This window comes from Aliikangiella sp. G2MR2-5 (genome assembly GCF_015687155.1).
GTDB lineage: Bacteria > Pseudomonadota > Gammaproteobacteria > Enterobacterales > Kangiellaceae > Aliikangiella.
The window spans coordinates 1,476,842-1,493,273 of the sequence record NZ_JADPQF010000001.1; the positions used below are offsets into that span (position 1 = coordinate 1,476,842).

At 41.3% G+C, this 16,432-nt stretch carries 15 protein-coding genes; 9 read left to right on the forward strand and 6 right to left on the reverse strand.

Annotated elements, in window-relative coordinates; translation table 11 throughout:
• Window positions 1–143: 143 nt before the first annotated feature.
• Genes IYN84_RS06090 through IYN84_RS06100 form a run of 3 tightly spaced genes read right to left on the reverse strand, consistent with a single transcriptional unit; the run spans window position 144 to window position 2,875 of the window.
• Window positions 144–932 (reverse strand): SAM-dependent methyltransferase, encoded by a 789-nt coding sequence (locus tag IYN84_RS06090; protein WP_196138261.1) that lies wholly within the window; start codon window positions 930–932, stop codon window positions 144–146.
• Window positions 933–965: 33 nt separating this feature from the next.
• Window positions 966–1,532 (reverse strand): GNAT family N-acetyltransferase, encoded by a 567-nt coding sequence (locus IYN84_RS06095; protein ID WP_196138262.1) that lies wholly within the window; start codon window positions 1,530–1,532, stop codon window positions 966–968.
• Window positions 1,529–2,875, reverse strand: a complete 1,347-nt coding sequence (locus IYN84_RS06100) for a pepsin-like aspartic protease (protein ID WP_196138263.1) — start codon at window positions 2,873–2,875, stop codon at window positions 1,529–1,531. Before IYN84_RS06100 ends, IYN84_RS06095 begins: the two co-directional genes overlap by 4 nt.
• 203 nt (window positions 2,876–3,078) lie before the next feature.
• Here IYN84_RS06100 and IYN84_RS06105 point away from each other — a divergent pair, with 203 nt between their 5' ends.
• From IYN84_RS06105 to IYN84_RS06115, 3 genes are all read left to right on the forward strand, one after another.
• The gene (locus IYN84_RS06105; protein WP_196138264.1) at window positions 3,079–4,398 is read left to right on the forward strand and encodes a TRZ/ATZ family hydrolase; all 1,320 of its coding nucleotides are present in this window, start codon (window positions 3,079–3,081) and stop codon (window positions 4,396–4,398) included.
• 73 nt (window positions 4,399–4,471) lie between these two features.
• Window positions 4,472–5,182, forward strand: coding sequence for a bifunctional 2-polyprenyl-6-hydroxyphenol methylase/3-demethylubiquinol 3-O-methyltransferase UbiG (ubiG, locus tag IYN84_RS06110; protein WP_196138265.1), 711 nt, complete (start codon window positions 4,472–4,474; stop codon window positions 5,180–5,182).
• 9 nt (window positions 5,183–5,191) lie between these two features.
• Entirely contained in the window at window positions 5,192–5,851 is a 660-nt protein-coding gene (locus tag IYN84_RS06115) for an HAD family hydrolase (RefSeq protein ID WP_196138266.1), read from the forward strand.
• A 93-nt stretch (window positions 5,852–5,944) separates the two neighbouring features.
• Here IYN84_RS06115 and IYN84_RS06120 read toward each other — a convergent pair whose 3' ends face one another.
• On the reverse strand, window positions 5,945–7,993 hold the full coding sequence (locus IYN84_RS06120) for an ATP-binding protein (protein ID WP_196138267.1): 2,049 nt from the start codon (window positions 7,991–7,993) through the stop codon (window positions 5,945–5,947).
• 50 nt (window positions 7,994–8,043) lie between these two features.
• Entirely contained in the window at window positions 8,044–8,736 is a 693-nt protein-coding gene (gene pdsR, locus IYN84_RS06125; protein WP_196138268.1) for a proteobacterial dedicated sortase system response regulator, read from the reverse strand.
• Between the two features lie 393 nt (window positions 8,737–9,129).
• Between pdsR and IYN84_RS06130 the strand changes: the two genes are divergently transcribed.
• From IYN84_RS06130 to IYN84_RS06155, 6 genes are all read left to right on the forward strand, one after another.
• Entirely contained in the window at window positions 9,130–9,825 is a 696-nt protein-coding gene (locus IYN84_RS06130; protein ID WP_196138269.1) for an OmpA family protein, read from the forward strand.
• A gap of 588 nt (window positions 9,826–10,413) precedes the next feature.
• The gene (locus IYN84_RS06135; RefSeq protein WP_210330304.1) at window positions 10,414–12,360 is read left to right on the forward strand and encodes a transglycosylase SLT domain-containing protein; all 1,947 of its coding nucleotides are present in this window, start codon (window positions 10,414–10,416) and stop codon (window positions 12,358–12,360) included.
• A 204-nt stretch (window positions 12,361–12,564) separates the two neighbouring features.
• Window positions 12,565–12,870, forward strand: coding sequence for a DUF6763 family protein (locus IYN84_RS06140; RefSeq protein ID WP_196138271.1), 306 nt, complete (start codon window positions 12,565–12,567; stop codon window positions 12,868–12,870).
• 98 nt (window positions 12,871–12,968) lie between these two features.
• Window positions 12,969–14,009, forward strand: coding sequence for a phosphoribosylformylglycinamidine cyclo-ligase (purM, locus tag IYN84_RS06145; protein WP_196138272.1), 1,041 nt, complete (start codon window positions 12,969–12,971; stop codon window positions 14,007–14,009).
• A 14-nt stretch (window positions 14,010–14,023) separates the two neighbouring features.
• Complete coding sequence (purN, locus tag IYN84_RS06150; RefSeq protein WP_196138273.1) at window positions 14,024–14,665, forward strand: phosphoribosylglycinamide formyltransferase; 642 nt, start codon at window positions 14,024–14,026, stop codon at window positions 14,663–14,665.
• Window positions 14,625–15,689: a DUF3108 domain-containing protein gene (locus IYN84_RS06155; RefSeq protein WP_196138274.1), complete on the forward strand. Its 1,065-nt coding sequence runs from the start codon at window positions 14,625–14,627 to the stop codon at window positions 15,687–15,689. The genes purN and IYN84_RS06155 overlap by 41 nt, the downstream gene beginning before the upstream one ends.
• A gap of 110 nt (window positions 15,690–15,799) precedes the next feature.
• Here IYN84_RS06155 and IYN84_RS06160 read toward each other — a convergent pair whose 3' ends face one another.
• A complete protein-coding gene (locus IYN84_RS06160; protein WP_196138275.1) occupies window positions 15,800–16,324 on the reverse strand; it encodes a beta-lactamase hydrolase domain-containing protein in 525 nt (174 codons plus the stop codon).
• Window positions 16,325–16,432: the final 108 nt, after the last annotated feature.

The following is a 16,432-nucleotide window of genomic DNA, read 5'->3' on the forward strand; positions in this document are numbered from 1 at the left end:
TATTGTTTCCTTTCAGCTAATCAAGCCAAGATCAGTCGTAAAAGAGTACGACTTTTATCCTAGTCTATTCAAAAAATATACTTATTATCACGTTCGACAATAATACGCTATAAATATTTAAAATCAAACGCTTATGTTATGTATCAGGTAAAAATCAATTTAAGTCTTTTTTCAATATCTGTATTCTTCTTCATCACTTCGCAGGGAGGTATAACTAAAGTTGTATAATCATGCAGCTGTGCCTTTGAAAGTTCATTAAGTGACAGATATTCAACTCTGGATTGGGTTAAAGGTGTTGTACGTGCCTCATATAACACAACTTGATGACTTTCCGGATATATTTCAAAAAGTAGCTCCAATAGAATCGAAAGCGATTTTTTATTTGGAGTCCTGCTGGTCAATGTTAAGTCACCGGCAACGCCAATTTGCCAAAGTAAAAGGTAAGCACTAGGATCAATCAATCTTTGATACAACATAAATTGCGTTGCCTCAAACTGCTGTATTCCGCATGTGCCGGGATCCAAACCCAAATCGGCGATAAGACAGTCTTCTGCAGAGATTCCAGGCTCCATTCGGGCTTTAAACCCAATCTCCCTGGTCTTTTCTATCGCTTTATGTGCAACGATCGCAAACATCCCTGGATGACCATAAAGAGCAAGACATACTTTCTTTCCACATTCGACTTCGTGAACGACAACATCAACCATAGACTTATAAGTTTTGTTTCGAGGAAGTCCCTTTTCATAATACGACTGTAAATTTCTTACATCGCTATTCATGCTCGACACCCACTCTTCCATAATATGTGTCGACACAGACATAAACACTACATCTGCTTCCTCAATGCAACGACGTGCAACAGGCGTCAATTGAGCGCCTATTTGAATCCCGGTTCCGACACAAACCAGGCTTCCTTCAGTGGTATTAGTCAATCTCTATTTCCTTAAAAACCGATATTTTGACAATCAAAGATACTTAGAATCGTCCATTCTAACAGTGCAGGCGACATCCGAAAATTGCCAGTTTTTCTTCAAAATAACGCCTATTTGGGGATTTTGCTTGATTGGAGAGCCAGAAAAATCTGTTCCTATAGTTAAACAAGCTCGTATTGCCGCTTTATTTCTAATAGAAGTAACAAAAACAATTTTATTTAATCCCAAATAGTTGAATAAGTAATTTATTAACATTATAGCGGTCAGCCTGGCAGTTCCTTTTGGGGCTTTTTTTGCCATTAACATAAAACCAAGCTCTGCTGTCATCTGCTTACTACAAACCTGAACGCCAATAAATCCTACCTCCAGGTTATCTCGTTTCAAGACGATCAAGTAGTTGATACTACTCAAGGAGTTTAAAGCCACATCAAAATTTTTATCAACTTCATCTTTTGAGAAAGCCCTATCAATATATCTTGTCGTTCGTTTACATAAGAACGCTTTTTTATAAATCGGCTTATGTATTCCGCTCAGAGGAACCAACCTAAACTCATCCGTTTCCAAAATGGGAAGTTTTTTACTGGACATTGCTTTATTCAAAACTTCGCTTTCGCAAACTTCATGTCCCCGAACTCATTCTCAAATCGAGCAAATATCACATAATAATCAGACATCAGAGGTAACCCCAAAATTGATTGATCAGGCCACCCAGGAAGCTGCGAAATAATTTTAAAAGAAGCCTGTCCATGCTGTGGAGCGTTAACTTGCCAATAGTCATCCGCTTTACAAATGAGACTGACTTCCTCTTCCTCTGAATCGACTGAAGCCTCAAAGATAAACTCAATATCCGGCCATTCCTCCAGATTTACCAAACTGGCGTCAACGCCTTCTTCCTTATATTCAAATGACAAGAATGGCTCCAAAATATCCTTAAACTTGGGATCAACCTTTTCCATGCATTCGATAATATAGTTAAAGACAACATTATCCAATACGAGCAAGGTAGCACCAGTATCCATAAAAGCATTCGAGTGATGCTTTTCCAGTTCTTTTCCTTCGAGAACAGGTACGTCAAAGGCTTCGAAACCATCGACTTTTACTTTTAGCAACCTGACATTGTAGTAAACATCATCAACAACTTTAATTCGAGTAAATTCGCCTTCATAAAGGTCTTGATCTTCTTCGCCACCTCCCAAGATAAATAGCCCCTGATTAAGAGGGTCTTGTTTCAGGTCTTCTTTAGACAAATTTGGCGCAGCATGATGAATACTGGAGCGTCGAGTAACAAATGAAAATTTATTGGCTGAAACACCTTGTTCTTCCAAACAGGTAAAATAGGGTCTAAGTTCGCTCTTAGGTTTGTTTTTCACAAATGATCGGAAAGATTTAACACTTTGTTTCTCAATACCAGTATTGGACCAGGGATAAGTGACTTCCGGAGCAATACCCTGCTCTTTTAGGTAATCCTGTAGACAATGGGCATCATTCAGTTCATAAAATGCCAACCCCAATATCCCGTCCGCATCAGCAAACATGCCTTGTTGAAACTCTGCAGCGATCGAGACATGTGTATTGTCCAGTAGCATCTTCCCATTGTGAGATATCATGTCAACACCAGTCTTAACGACCGGTCCGTACCAACCACCAACACCGTAGCGAACATATTGAGCAAAGGATGTCGGCACCAGCTCACGATCGACTTTTGATTCATAGGCAGTTTGTGTTACTACCAGAGTACTACTACCACTATCCAGAACCAATTCAGCTGTATCAGTTTCACTGCCAAAAGCAACTGTTACCGAGAAGCCTCCTCTGGCATGGACATTAGTTATCGGCATTCGCAAGGTTTTGCGGCTTCCGTTTTGGCTAGTATCTGTACTGGCGCCACACAGCTTTTTTTCTTTTTGTAACGACTCGTTAGCTTCTTGTTTTTGACTTTCCATGAATTTTTATTCTTATAAGACTAATAAATTGATTTTGATCCTGACAATTGCCGGTAAATAGCTTTAGCGGCAATCTAAAAGCAGGTAAAATATCAGCCACTTAACCGTGACGCAAGCTTTGTTCATTGAAGGGCAAAATTCATACAAGATTATCTTCTTGCGATATATAGGTGAATAACAATTAATCTTCAGGTACTCAAGTTATGGAAACTAAAGTTGAGCAAATAATAACCGCCGATTGGCTAATACCTATGACCCAGGCCGATCATTGGATAGAAAATGCTGGTCTTTTAATAAGAGGCACAGAAATAATTGCTGTGGACAAGTTAGACATATTAACTGAAAAGTATCCGGAAGTTTCACACACCCATCTGGAAGGCCAGGCATTGCTCCCCGGTTTCATCAATAGTCACTGTCATGCAGCAATGAACTTACTTAGGGGCCTTTCGGATGACTTACCATTAAAGCAGTGGCTCGAAGAAGCAATATGGCCCGTTGAAGCTCAGTTCGTTGATAATAGCTTTGTCTATCAAGGCACTCAGCATGCTATTGCCGAAATGCTACGTTCCGGTACCACCTGCTTCCAGGATATGTACTTTATGCCTGATCAAGCGGCCAAGGCCGTCAAGGAGTCAGGTATCCGGGCTTCCATTGGAATGGTTGTTGTCGAGTTTGAAACAAGTTGGGCACAAAATGCTCAAGATTGTATTGATAAGGGACTGGACGTATTTGACCAGTTTAAACACAGCCCGACAATTAACTTCAATTTTGCACCCCATGCCCCATATACCGTTGAAAAAACAACTCTCGAAAAGCTAGGAATGTTATCTAACGAGTTGAGTTTGCCGCTACAAATGCATATACACGAAACGGCTTACGAAGTTGAAACTTTTATTGAAGCGCACGGTGTCAGGCCACTTACCAGACTCAAAGAAATAGGCCTGATAAGTCCGTTACTTAATGCTGTCCACATGACTCAATTGAATGAAGGCGAAATTGAATGGTTAGCTGACGGCGGGAGCCACGTCATCCACTGCCCGCAATCAAACATGAAATTGTCCAGCGGTGTTTGTCCTACAAAACAACTGCTCGAAGCTGGAGTAAATATTGCACTAGGAACCGATGGCGCAGCGAGTAACAACGATCTTGATATGATTGATGAAATTCGCTCAACTGCCCTGCTAGCCAAACTCGACTATCTTGATCCAACTGCGATGTCTGCTTATGAATCTCTGTACGCCGCTACCATGGGTGGAGCGAAAGCTTTAGGGTTACAGGAAAGCATTGGATCATTGGAAGCGGGCAAGCTTGCCGATTTTATTTCTATTGACTTAAACTGTATCGAAACACAACCAGTTTATAACCCGGTATCACAAATTGTTTATGCTGCCGGTAGAGAACAAGTAAGCAATGTCTGGGTCAACGGAAAGCAATTAATGTCGAACCGTAAACTGAAAACGTTAAATAGCGATTTGATTTTGCAAAATGCCAGGCATTGGCGGAACAAGATTATTAATCGATAAAAGAAGCAATTAATGGGTAATGAAATAGATAACGCTCATTATTTGGGAAATATCATTTAATTCAGGAAGTAAGATGACCTACACCGAAAATGTTGACCACAGTGAAATTAAAAAATTTTCAGACCTCGCGTCTCGTTGGTGGGACAAGGAAAGTGAATTTAAACCGCTTCATGATATCAACCCACTTCGATTAGGTTATATCGAAAAAAATAGTGATGGCTTAAGCGGCAAAAAAATTATCGATGTAGGTTGTGGCGGTGGAATTCTGAGCGACTCAATGTCTGCTAAAGGGGCAATAGTGACTGGTATCGATATGGGCGAAGCCCCCCTGTCTGTTGCCCGACTTCATCAATTAGAATCAGGTCAAAAGGTTGACTATATCCAGACAACAGTTGAAGCTATGGCAGAAAAACATGCAGGAGAATTTGATGTAGTAACCTGTATGGAAATGATGGAGCACGTCCCAGATCCGTCATCGGTGGTTACTGCGTGTGCAAAATTAGTAAAGCCTGGCGGAGACTTATACTTTTCTACTATTAACCGAACAGCCAAAGCTTTCGCTTTCGCCATAGTGGGAGCCGAGTATTTACTAAAAATGCTACCTAAAGGCACACATGAATACGCAAAATTCATCAAGCCATCTGAGCTCGCAAGCTGGTCCAGAGATGCAGAGCTAGAAGTAAAAGACCTGATTGGAATGCATTATAACCCGCTGCTTAAAACCTATAAGCTTGCACCCGGTGTTGATGTCAACTACCTGATGCATTTAAAACCATTAATATAAGAATAGCTTATGCCTTACTCTGCAGTACTTTTTGATTTAGATGGTACTCTTGTCGATACCGCATTAGATCTCGGTAATGCTCTCAACTATCTGCTGATAAAATCAGGAAGAGAACCTCTTGCAGATAAAAGCATTCGTCCATTTGTATCTGGAGGTACTCCAGCATTAATCAAACTGGGTTTTGGCTATGAAATGGAAGATCCAGAGTTCCCCTCGCTTAAGCAAGCATTTTTAGACTATTACGAGCAGAATCTTTGTCGCTATTCCAAGCCTTTCAATGGAATTCTTGATGCTTTAACTTTTCTTGAAACGAATGAAATTCAATGGGGAATAGTAACCAATAAACCAGATTACTTAACTAAACCTTTATTGGAAGTATTGAACCTCTCACATCGTAGTGCTGTAACCATTAGTGGAGACACCTATGATAGAAAAAAACCAGATCCTTTTCCGTTATTGCAAGCTTGTAAAATTATCAATGTTAAGCCGCAACATACATTTTATATTGGTGATGACCACCGAGATATTGTTGCTGCTCAGGCCGCAGAAATGCTCAGTGTTTCTGTTGGCTGGGGATATCCCGGAGAAAAAAATCCGTTAGATTGGCAAGCCAAGTATCACTTAAATGCAAGTAGTGATTTGCAACCTTTTCTGAAATCACTTCTCTAGCGAAACAGCAACAAAAATTTTATTGACGTCGTTCAACGACAAGGCCTTGCAGTAAAATTTCGGCCGACTTATTTCAGACTACTTACCGTCAGATTACTTATCCCACTTTATCTGTATTGCAACACCAGAACCGTCCGCCAGGTTTTTGGCCAAAGCCTTACCACCATGAAACTCGGCAATCAACTTGACCACAAACAATCCCAGCCCCAAGTTTGCACCACGTTGAGTTGTAGAACTGCTCACTGAATCACGAATAGAAACAAGAGAGTTAAATATTTTCTTTAAATTTTTTCTAGGAATTTGCGGACCTTTATTTTCTACACTTAGCACATAGCCGGTATTATTTTCCTCGACTCTAACCACAATGGGTTGCTCCTTCTCGGAAAAGTCCATAGCATTGGAAACCAGTTTGTCCAGCATCTCAGCAAATAATTCGCCAGACACTTCTTTTTTCCAACTACCAATTTTTGCCAGAAACTGAAAATTGAAATCAGGAAAGGATGAGCGATAACCCTCTACCAAAAAACCAAGCATTTCAATTAAGTCGATGGTTTCCAAATCCGCATTCTGCATTGCCTGCCTGATTCCTGTTGCACGACGCATTCTGGTTATGATTTCTCCTAGTCGCTCAGTTCCGCTTATAGCTCTTTGTAGTACTTCTTTTTGCTCTTCATTTTCCATCAAAGACAAATTATCCAATGAGCTGCGAACAATTGCGATTGGCGTTCTCAACTCATGAGACAACCTGGACGCCAGCTGCTCAAGATAATCATTATATTCGTAAAGCCTATTACTCATATGAGCAAAAGCATTACCCAGCTCATCAAGCTCATCACCTTTTTTCGATTCAATGACAATAGGTGTATTCATTCTTCCTTCGTCATCGACAACCTCGTTGATCTGATTTTTTAAACGACTAATTCTCAGAGTTAAGCGCGATATGTACCAAAGTAAAATGGTAAAAATAGTAAACATGGTAATTGCAGAATAATAGATCATTTGCAACAACGTTTTTTGTTGTATTAACTGAACACTTGCTATATTTTCTTCAATAAAAACAAGGCCGAGCTTTTTATCGTTGTGAACAATTGGTGTCGCTGCCAAAGCAATTGAGTTTTCCTTATTCATGGTGTTTTCAACCGAAGTCGCCGCCTGACCTTGAAGAGCCTGATAAATAACACTTGAATCTAACCGTAATGCTGACGCACGCCTGTCTTTCAGCTCACTATCCTGATTCATCAGTAACCAGTTAATCAGCGGATTATCATCTTGCTTCCAGTTCACTTCTTTGAAACGATCCTTTTGTGCAAGCGCTCGCCCTTTTAAATCAAGTAACCACACTCTTTGTCCTGGTCTAATATCCAGGCTTTCTGTAAAAGCCGTCAAACTCGCAGATGGCCAGACAACCGGACTCAGTTCGTAACGATTTGTCGCAACAATGGTATAAGAATCTTGCGGAGAGTCCACATCATAATGCAGGACGTTTAGCTGACTGGGCTTCTTGCCGGAGGGAAATTTGATTTCCAGATTAAATCCTGTTGAGTACTCAGCCCAGACTGCGTTGTATCGCCAGTCAATACGAAACTGCTTTCCAATCTTTCTTTTAACTGGAATTTTCCCTGGAGCTTTGGGGGAAACAAAAATCTGGTGATATAGTCCTTGTTCATCCAGGAAGTTAATTTCCAGCTGATCCGCTTTTGAATTTTCGGCCACATCCGGATAAATAATTCCATTATCCTCGACGCGCAAAGACAAATATAAAGCTCCTTCAGATTCACCAAGCAGTATACCGAATCGATTATCCTTATTACCAAAATATTCTCTAAACCTTTCTAGTAACTTCCAGTCATCAAAATATCCATCTAACAAAAACGAATCACTCAGCGGGAACACAAATAGCTCTTTAGCCATAAATTTTTCTGAGTCTGGCAAAAGACTTTCTTCAAACCAGTCCTGGTGTGACTGTAGTCGATTTGCAATTAGTTCGCTATGCAACCGAAGATTCTTAAGTAGATTATCAAGAAGTGCTTTTTCGACTTCTTTTAACACCAGAATAGCTGCAACCGGTATTAAAAACACCAGTAGTAAAATAGAAATAAACTTACCTTTTAGGGGCCAATGGGCCGGATTTAGTTTTATCATTATGTTTTAACTAATTATTGGCCTCTGGCAACGTATTTTTCAAATAGTGATTATGCCTTCCAACGATATCCCATACCGTATACAGTTTCAATACGATCGAAAGTCTCGTCAAGCGCCACAAACTTCTTACGAAGTCTTTTGATATGCGAGGTAACTGTACTATCGTCTACAACTGCTTTGGCAGCTTCCATCAACTGATCTCTATTTTTAACATGCCCGGGTCGTTTAACCAGCGCATGCAAAATCCAGAATTCCGTTAAAGTAATATCTAAAGGCTGTTCACTCCAGCTTGCAACAAAACGATTTATATCAAGTTTTAGTTTACTAACTTCTATTAACTCTTCTTCAAAAGCTTCAGTGGCTTTCATCGCATCCACACGCCGAAAAAGAGTAGAAATCCTTACCAGAACCTGGGCCAGACTGATATCTTTGGTCAAATAATCATCAGCGCCTAATCTCAGACCGGAAATTGTATCAAACTCACTATCAAGCGCCGTTAAAAAAATTATCGGCAAAGTTGTCGATTGAGCTCTGAGGTATCGACATAGCTCAAACCCCCCTTCCGGCTCATCTTGAAGGCCTACATCTAAAATAGCCAGATCAGGCAGCCTGGTTTCGAATCCCTTCAAGGCTTCAGGTTTGGATGAGTAGGTAATTACCTCATAGCCCTGTTTTCTTAACGAGGTAGCGTAGTTATCTCTGATCGCCTTTTCATCTTCTACAAGCGCGATTCTTTTTGCCATCGATAGATATCCTCTTCATTTTCACTAAATGCAATAGTACTCGAATTATTCTGGAAAAAAAGCGATTTAGACTCAAAGCCATCTTTTTGCCATATTCTTCCGCTGACTCTCCTTTTTTACTCCCCTTACTTGCCCGATAAAGAAGGTTTAATGGAATCACCCAAGGCAAACAAGGTGAAACAAGCAACCCACCTTAGTTGAATAGAAGGCCGAAGAGTTAAAACTTAAAGGACCTACACCCTGGATGAACTGACCAAACGAAGAATGGAAGCGACACTCAATTATGCAGCTTGTGTCGTGCCAAGGAAGGCAACTTTTAAAGCAGGTAGAAACAAATTATTTAATTTTTTTAGAAGTTACAAACTTAAAACTTAATCTCATAGAGGAAATATCATGAAAAAAGCAATCGTAATCTCAACATTAATCGCTACAGCTGCCCTCAATATCTCACAAGCTAGTGCGGAGGCAAGCAAAGAGGAAAACATAGGATTTGCTTCTGGAGCAGTTGCGGGAGCAGCAGTTGGCGGACCAGTAGGTTTTATTATCGGAGCAGCAACTGGCGCAATCTTTGGCAACCAGGTCAAAAAAGCTAACGAATTAGAAGATGCCAAAATTCAGCTAGCTGAGTCCAAAAATCAGAAGATCAAATTAGAAAAGGAGTTTGCGATGCTACAAGAAACATTAGAGTTCGAACAAAAGTCAGAAATGAATGCTGAGTGGTTAAGCGAAGGCTTAACAATGAATGTCATGTTCACTACTGACTCGACAACTCTGTCTGATATGGATATGGGGGCCATAAAAAAGTTAGCCGGAATACTCAATGAATTCCCAGGTCTGTCAATTAAGCTTGACGGATATGCGGACCCACGCGGAAGTCAGGACTATAACCTTGCTTTGTCTCGAAGCCGTGCCGAGGCAGTTCAACAGGCTTTTGAGCGTTTTGGGATTGAAAGTAAAAGAGTCCAAATTAAAGCTCATGGTGAACTGGCTGGTATGCAGACAGATGCTAACCCTGATTCTTATGCAATGGCACGCAAGGTTAGTGTGAACTTTACTACTGACTCGGTAGAAAAAGTTGCGCAAAACTAGCTCCTGATTTGTCCTATCCAAATTATTTCCCTACCTCCACCCCATTGGCGCTCCTTCGGAGCGTCTTTTTTACAATGTAAATGTTTTAAAACACAGCAGACCAATTTACTGGCGGTTAACCTTGGAAAAACTACTGTAATTGTTTACAGGGTGATACTAGTGGTGAAAATTTTGGTTGCTTTAAGCTGGAAATAAAGTGTTAAAACCTGATATTGTTTCAAAAATCAGGCGTTATGAAATAAACAGCTAAACTTATTTGAATAAGCTACGATAATAAGTAGAAGCCAGATAAAAAAGGTTGCTGTCGTCGTTTGAAGAAATAGCTTAAAAAGCTTTATTTTCAAGAAGTTATCAACAGAGAAAATATTTATCTAAAAGATAGTGATATTAATGGCAATTAAAAAGCTCATACAAAACCGAGTGTTCATAGGCATTTCGGCAATTGTGTCATGTTTAATTAGCCTCACAGCAACTTCGTCACCTTCCGTAAATATAGTGCCTTCGACAACCTCAAATGATTCGGGCAGGACTATTAGAAGCCAATCTCCAGCGGTCAAAATAGATACTACTACATTAACAGGCATCTCTTTGGCGAAAGAAAGAAAGCTGTTTCAACAGGCAGAAGAAGCCCTCAATAAAAAGCAGTTCGTACATTTCAACCAACTGAGAAAGGAGCTACAGAGCTATCCACTCAAGTACTATCTTGAGAGAGACTATTTATTGAATGACTTGTCACTAAAGCATTCTGAAGCTATATCCACTTTTCTCACACAGCACGGCGATCAACCTGTTAGTCGAAAACTCAGATATAAGTGGCTTTACTGGTTAGCAGAAAACAACCATGGTTCTCTTTTTCTGCGACACTATCAAAATCTTGGTAGTATCACCCTGAAATGCCATTATCTGAAATTTCAATTAAAGCAAACTGGGCTGAACAATGATATCAATAGTCAGATTTCCAACTTGTGGCTTACCGGTAGTTCACTACCTAAAGCTTGTGACAGACTATTTACATCCTGGAACAAGGTTAGCCCTGTTGACGATAACCTGATCTGGCGTCGACTTTTGCTTGCGTATAAGAAAAACAACAACTCGCTTGCCAAATACCTCACATCCAGACTTTCGAGCAAAAGCAAAGGTGCGGCCTCCTTGTTGGCCAAAACAGTTAAAAACCCCGATATCCTTGAATCAACGGACTTTCGTCAACCACTAACATCTCGAGCAGAAGATATCATTACTCTTGGTCTTTCCAGACTGGCATGGAAAAATCCCAACAAAGCTATCGAGATATGGCAGCGACTTGGAGAAAAATTTGATTATCATACCAGCAGCAATGAGTTAAGAAGGATAATTGCACTTAGCCTGGCTATTGACAAAGAACCCGCGGCTTCCTTCTGGCTTGAAAGCCTGGGCGTGGAAAAAGATGAGTCGGTAAATCAATGGTTCTTATCGACAGCGCTGGAAAATGGCGACTGGGAAAAGGTCGCTTATTACTCAAGGGCTCTCAGTGACAAAGACAAAGATACACATAAATGGAACTATTGGCTCGGAGTGGCTGAAACTCAACTAGGTAATTTGACAGAGGCTCGCGCAACTTTCAGTAAGATTGCCCATAAACGAAGCTACTATGGTTTCCTCGCTGCCAGACAGCTCAACCAGAAGGCTAGCCTAAGTCAAAAGCCCGTCGAATTTACTTTTTCAGAGTTATCGCAAATCGCGCAAGAACCGGCCGCTCAGCGAGCTTTTGAGTTCTATCAAATGAACCGTCTTGGTGACGCGAGAAGAGAATGGAACCATCTTGTTGCGAAAACTTCTAACGATCAACAGATAAAGCTAGCTGCGCTCGCATACAAATGGGGCTGGCAACATCAAGCGATTTTGGCTTTTGCCAGAAGCAAGCAAATCGATGACGTCGAAAAACGCTTTCCTTTGGCTTATCTCGATACTTACGTAGAAAATACTCAAAAACATAATATCCCGCTCAGCTGGGCCTTTGCCGTTACTCGGCAGGAAAGCGCTTTTAAAACTGATGCACGCTCTAGCGCTAACGCCCGCGGTTTAATGCAGTTAACACCTGCGACTGCAAAGCAGGTTTCTATGCACAGCAGTGGTTACAGGTCTCCTTCACAGCTCTATACTGCTGAAACCAATATCAAGCTTGGAACCGCGCATCTGGCCAAAATGTACCGTTCTTTTAACAATAATCCAATCCTTGCTACAGCGGCTTACAATGCAGGAAGAACCCGGGTGGTCAAGTGGATTGAAAATTCTACCACCAGTGATCCTATCCACTGGATTGAACAGATTCCTTATAAAGAAACTCGTGAATATGTGAAGAATGTGCTCACCTATCAGCTTATTTATGCTCAATTAACCAGACAACCGGAAAGCTTCATCGGGCAAATCGAGCAGCTCTCCATCGCATCAAACAATAACAATCCCCTTCTTCCAATTCAGCCTCTCAACAATACAGAGCTGGAAGGCTCCTCAGCTACCGCGAACCCTCAGGAAGTTGCAGTTCCACCTGAAAACTAGGCATGTCAATGAAGCTTTGTCATTAATAGAAAATCATTCTAAAACCACTTTTACTACGAACAAATTGGTCCTTTGAAAATACCACTTTATGAACGATTATAAGGGTAAAACTAACAGGTCATCAGACTATTCGCTGGCCTATTGCAGTTAAGTCAGGGGGATTAAAAGCAGAGCTTTAAACCTAATAATGTGGGGTGCGGGGTTATGATGTCTGGACAGATTTCGGCCGAAATAGGCCATTGGTATCGACCGGTATTAGGCGACGGTCTATTCGAGGTAGTCGCTATTGATTATGATGATCAAACCGTCGAAATTCAGTACTTTGATGGCGAGATTGATGAGCTGGATTTCGGAGGCTGGAAAACCTTGGCTCCAAGGGAAACACCTCCTCCTGAAGATTGGACCGGCCCCTTTGAAATAGATCGACAAGACCCGGCGTTCAATGAATATGCAATGAATGAAGCTTTGATGTCGATTGAACTATCCCAGGAATTCTCTTCAGAAAACTAAAAAATCATCCTTTTGCCTACTAAAATCCTCGATCTCGACGATAGCCGTGGTAGAATAGCGCGCAATTTCAAGGCACTAGCAGCACGAGATCATTTCCGATGACCGATTCGAATAAACAATCCCTTAGTTACAAAGACGCTGGCGTTGACATAGAAGCTGGAAACCAGCTGGTTGACCGCATTAAAAGCGTTGCCAAAGCAACCAGTCGCCCCGAGGTAGTCTCTAATCTAGGTGGCTTCGGAGCAATGTTTGAGCTACCTAAAGGATACAAAGAGCCAGTACTAGTCTCAGGTACCGATGGCGTAGGTACAAAACTAAGACTCGCGATCGATGCAGGTATTCACGATAAAGTAGGTATCGACCTTGTCGCCATGTGTGTAAACGACCTTATTGTACAAGGCGCCGAACCGCTATTTTTCCTTGACTACTACGCGACAGGAAAACTTGATGTTGATACTGCAGCCGACGTAGTTACCGGCATTGGTGAAGGGTGTAAACAATCCAATTGTGCATTGATTGGCGGGGAAACTGCTGAAATGCCCGGTATGTATGAGGGCGATGACTACGACTTGGCTGGCTTTTGTGTCGGCATAGTGGAAAAGTCCAAAGTGATCGACGGCACTAAGGTGAAAACCGGAGATCAGCTAATCGGGCTTAAGTCCAGTGGACCTCATTCAAATGGATACTCCTTAATCCGAAAAATCATTGAAGTCAGTGGCGCAAACCTCGAACAAGACTTCAACGGTAAAACATTGGCTGAAACTTTGTTGGAGCCGACTCGGATTTATGTAAAACCACTTCTTGAGCTCATCAAATCAGTAGAAGTAAAAGCGCTTTCTCATATTACCGGCGGCGGTTTACTCGAGAATATTCCGAGAGTTTTACCTGAAAATGCCTGTGCACAAATTAATACCTCAAGCTGGCAACTTCCAGAAATTTTTAAATGGCTACAAGAACACGGCAACGTTGAGCAGCTCGAAATGTATCGTACTTTTAACTGTGGTGTTGGAATGGTTATCGTTGTTTCTGGCGAACAACTGGATAAAGCCATCTCACTTCTTAACGAAGCTGGTGAGCATGCATGGCATCTGGGAGAAATTGTTGATTCAGATGGCTCAGAGCAAGTTAGCTTTAGTTAACGAGAGTTTGGTAGATGAACGACAAGCGCGTAGTAGTTCTTATTTCAGGTAGTGGCTCTAACCTGCAGGCTTTTATAGAAAGAGCAAACGCAGGAGAGCTCGGGGGACAGCTTGTAGGGGTTATCAGTAATATTGAAGATGCCTACGGCCTAACCAGAGCGGAAAAAGCAGGTATTGAAACAAAAACGATTTCACATAAGAGTTTTGAATCCAGAGAAGCTTTTGATATCGCGCTTGCCGAATCAATTGAGTGTTTTAACCCCGATCTGGTTATTCTTGCTGGTTTTATGCGAATACTGACTCCCTATTTTGTGGAAAAATTTAGTGGAAGGCTATTAAATATTCACCCTTCTCTACTACCCAGGTACCAGGGGCTGCATACACATCGTCGAGCAATGGAGAATGGGGATGAATTCCACGGGACCAGCGTACACTTTGTGACCGAAGAGTTGGATGGTGGTCCAGTTATAGCTCAAGCCAGATTAAGTTTGAGTTCATACAGCGACGAAGATAATGTCAAAACAGCGATACAAACTTTAGAGCACCAGCTCTATCCAGAAGTAGCTCAGTGGTTTTTGACCGGCCGACTCGAACTTAAAGCGGAAGGAATCTATCTTGACGGAAAGAAAATGGATAATCCCGTATTACTTAACTAGCATGATCGCGCCTTTTCGGCGCGTTTTGCTTTTATTGCTTCTTGCAATCCTTTTTAGCTCGCAGTCTATTGCCAGCGAAAAAAACAAAGACACCGAATCAGATCTTGCTCCTGTTTTAGAAAAAACAACAGTCTCTCGAGAAAAAATACTTGAACCACGCATTACTGAGGAAGAAGCTCAAGAATCAGCGACTTTAACAGGAAAGAACTTACAGGACCTTGATAACAGCCTCAGCACTCCACCTATCAATGAGTCTGCTCTAGATGAAAATGTAGAGATCCCATCAGCAACTCTCAGTGTTGATTTATCTGCCGGGACGGCTAGTGATTGTGACTCAGGCATAACCGCTGATGCACAACCTGATGCACAACCTGATACCCAATGGCGTTTCCTCCGTCAGTACAGAGCGGTTTACTCGGTCAATTCTGATGGTAAAGAGCTAGGTAAAGCAACGAGAACCCTGACAGAAGTTAACAATATCTGGAAACTTCAGATTCAAAGTAAACTATCAAAATGGATGCTTACCTTAAGAAGCAATGAATTTACCGAGTTTGTTCCAGCTAACTCTTTGATCAAAACCAGGAAATTCTATACTTCGTCAAAAGTTACTTTCAAATCACCCAGGGTAATAGAACAGTCATTTGACTGGCAAGCCAGAAAAGAAACTGGAAAACGAGATAAACAACAATGGGAACTTTCATTCGAGTGTAAAATTTACGACCGAATGTCGCACCTTATTCAGCTTAGAGCAGATTTACTAAACGGCACAGAAAACCTCCTGTACAATGTAAGTTATAAGGGACGACACAAGCTTTATCAGTATCAAATTTCAGGACAGGAAACATTAAAATCCAATCTGGGTAACTTGGAAACTATTCGTATTGATCGTATCAAAGGCGACGAGAGCCGATTCTCTCTGTGGTTGAGCCCCGAATTAAACTATTTACCAGTTCAGATAGCACAGGTTGAACAAGATAAGCCCGATGTCACCATGTCACTTGTTGAGTTCGAATACATAAACTAAATCAGTATTTAACTGCTACTGGAAGCCTGCAAAACAAACTTTTATCAGTTTTTTGAGGATTTGGGTGCAAAGCCCCTAAGTAAAACAATAGAACAGGGGCATTTTGCAGGTTACTTCTCTAACAAAACCTTTACTTTTTCTTCCAGCCGAGTCATACCAGCCTTACGTCCGATCTCTAGTGATTCTTCAATCGCCTTTCCTTCCACTTTGTTAGCGATAATAGCCATAAGCGCCCCAACACGATTACTACTCGCGCAATGTATGAGCACTTTTCCTTCGTTCTCTTTGAGCGCCTTGTCTAAAGCCAGCGCGTTTTCCAGATTAACGCCTGAAGCCCCCTCAACAGGTATTGATACATAGGCCATACCAAGACGTTCGGCTTCTTCTTTTTCATTATACCCTGCCGACTCGCCTTCTCCTCTCAAGTTGATAATTACCTTATAACCGTTCTTTTTTAAAAGTCCCAGGTCCTTAAGGGATGGCTGCCCGCCAGTCATCAGCTTCTCGTTCTGAACTCTTGCATTTTTCATCTCATATGAAACGGTCTCTTCTAGATCCCAGGCAATCGCATGCAAACAAAATGGAGATATCAGGACAAAAGCAAGAAGCAAAAAGTTAGGGTAAACACGTTTCATTGATTGACTCCGTTATGTGAGTTTCTATATTTGTTATAAATCATCTTATTAACCGTCCATATGCTAACATGAAATTAGCAATTACTAATATAGTGGATATTCTAAGTT

What these genes read in the sequence shown, in the direction of transcription:
- IYN84_RS06100 (WP_196138263.1), bottom strand. Translation starts at nt 2,875, where the DNA reads ATGGAAAGTCAAAAACAAGAAGCTAACGAGTCGTTACAAAAAGAAAAA.
- IYN84_RS06105 (WP_196138264.1), top strand. Translation starts at nt 3,079, where the DNA reads ATGGAAACTAAAGTTGAGCAAATAATAACCGCCGATTGGCTAATACCT.
- ubiG (WP_196138265.1), top strand. Translation starts at nt 4,472, where the DNA reads ATGACCTACACCGAAAATGTTGACCACAGTGAAATTAAAAAATTTTCA.
- IYN84_RS06115 (WP_196138266.1), top strand. Translation starts at nt 5,192, where the DNA reads ATGCCTTACTCTGCAGTACTTTTTGATTTAGATGGTACTCTTGTCGAT.
- IYN84_RS06120 (WP_196138267.1), bottom strand. Translation starts at nt 7,993, where the DNA reads ATGATAAAACTAAATCCGGCCCATTGGCCCCTAAAAGGTAAGTTTATT.
- pdsR (WP_196138268.1), bottom strand. Translation starts at nt 8,736, where the DNA reads ATGGCAAAAAGAATCGCGCTTGTAGAAGATGAAAAGGCGATCAGAGAT.
- IYN84_RS06130 (WP_196138269.1), top strand. Translation starts at nt 9,130, where the DNA reads ATGAAAAAAGCAATCGTAATCTCAACATTAATCGCTACAGCTGCCCTC.
- IYN84_RS06140 (WP_196138271.1), top strand. Translation starts at nt 12,565, where the DNA reads ATGATGTCTGGACAGATTTCGGCCGAAATAGGCCATTGGTATCGACCG.
- purM (WP_196138272.1), top strand. Translation starts at nt 12,969, where the DNA reads ATGACCGATTCGAATAAACAATCCCTTAGTTACAAAGACGCTGGCGTT.
- purN (WP_196138273.1), top strand. Translation starts at nt 14,024, where the DNA reads ATGAACGACAAGCGCGTAGTAGTTCTTATTTCAGGTAGTGGCTCTAAC.
- IYN84_RS06160 (WP_196138275.1), bottom strand. Translation starts at nt 16,324, where the DNA reads ATGAAACGTGTTTACCCTAACTTTTTGCTTCTTGCTTTTGTCCTGATA.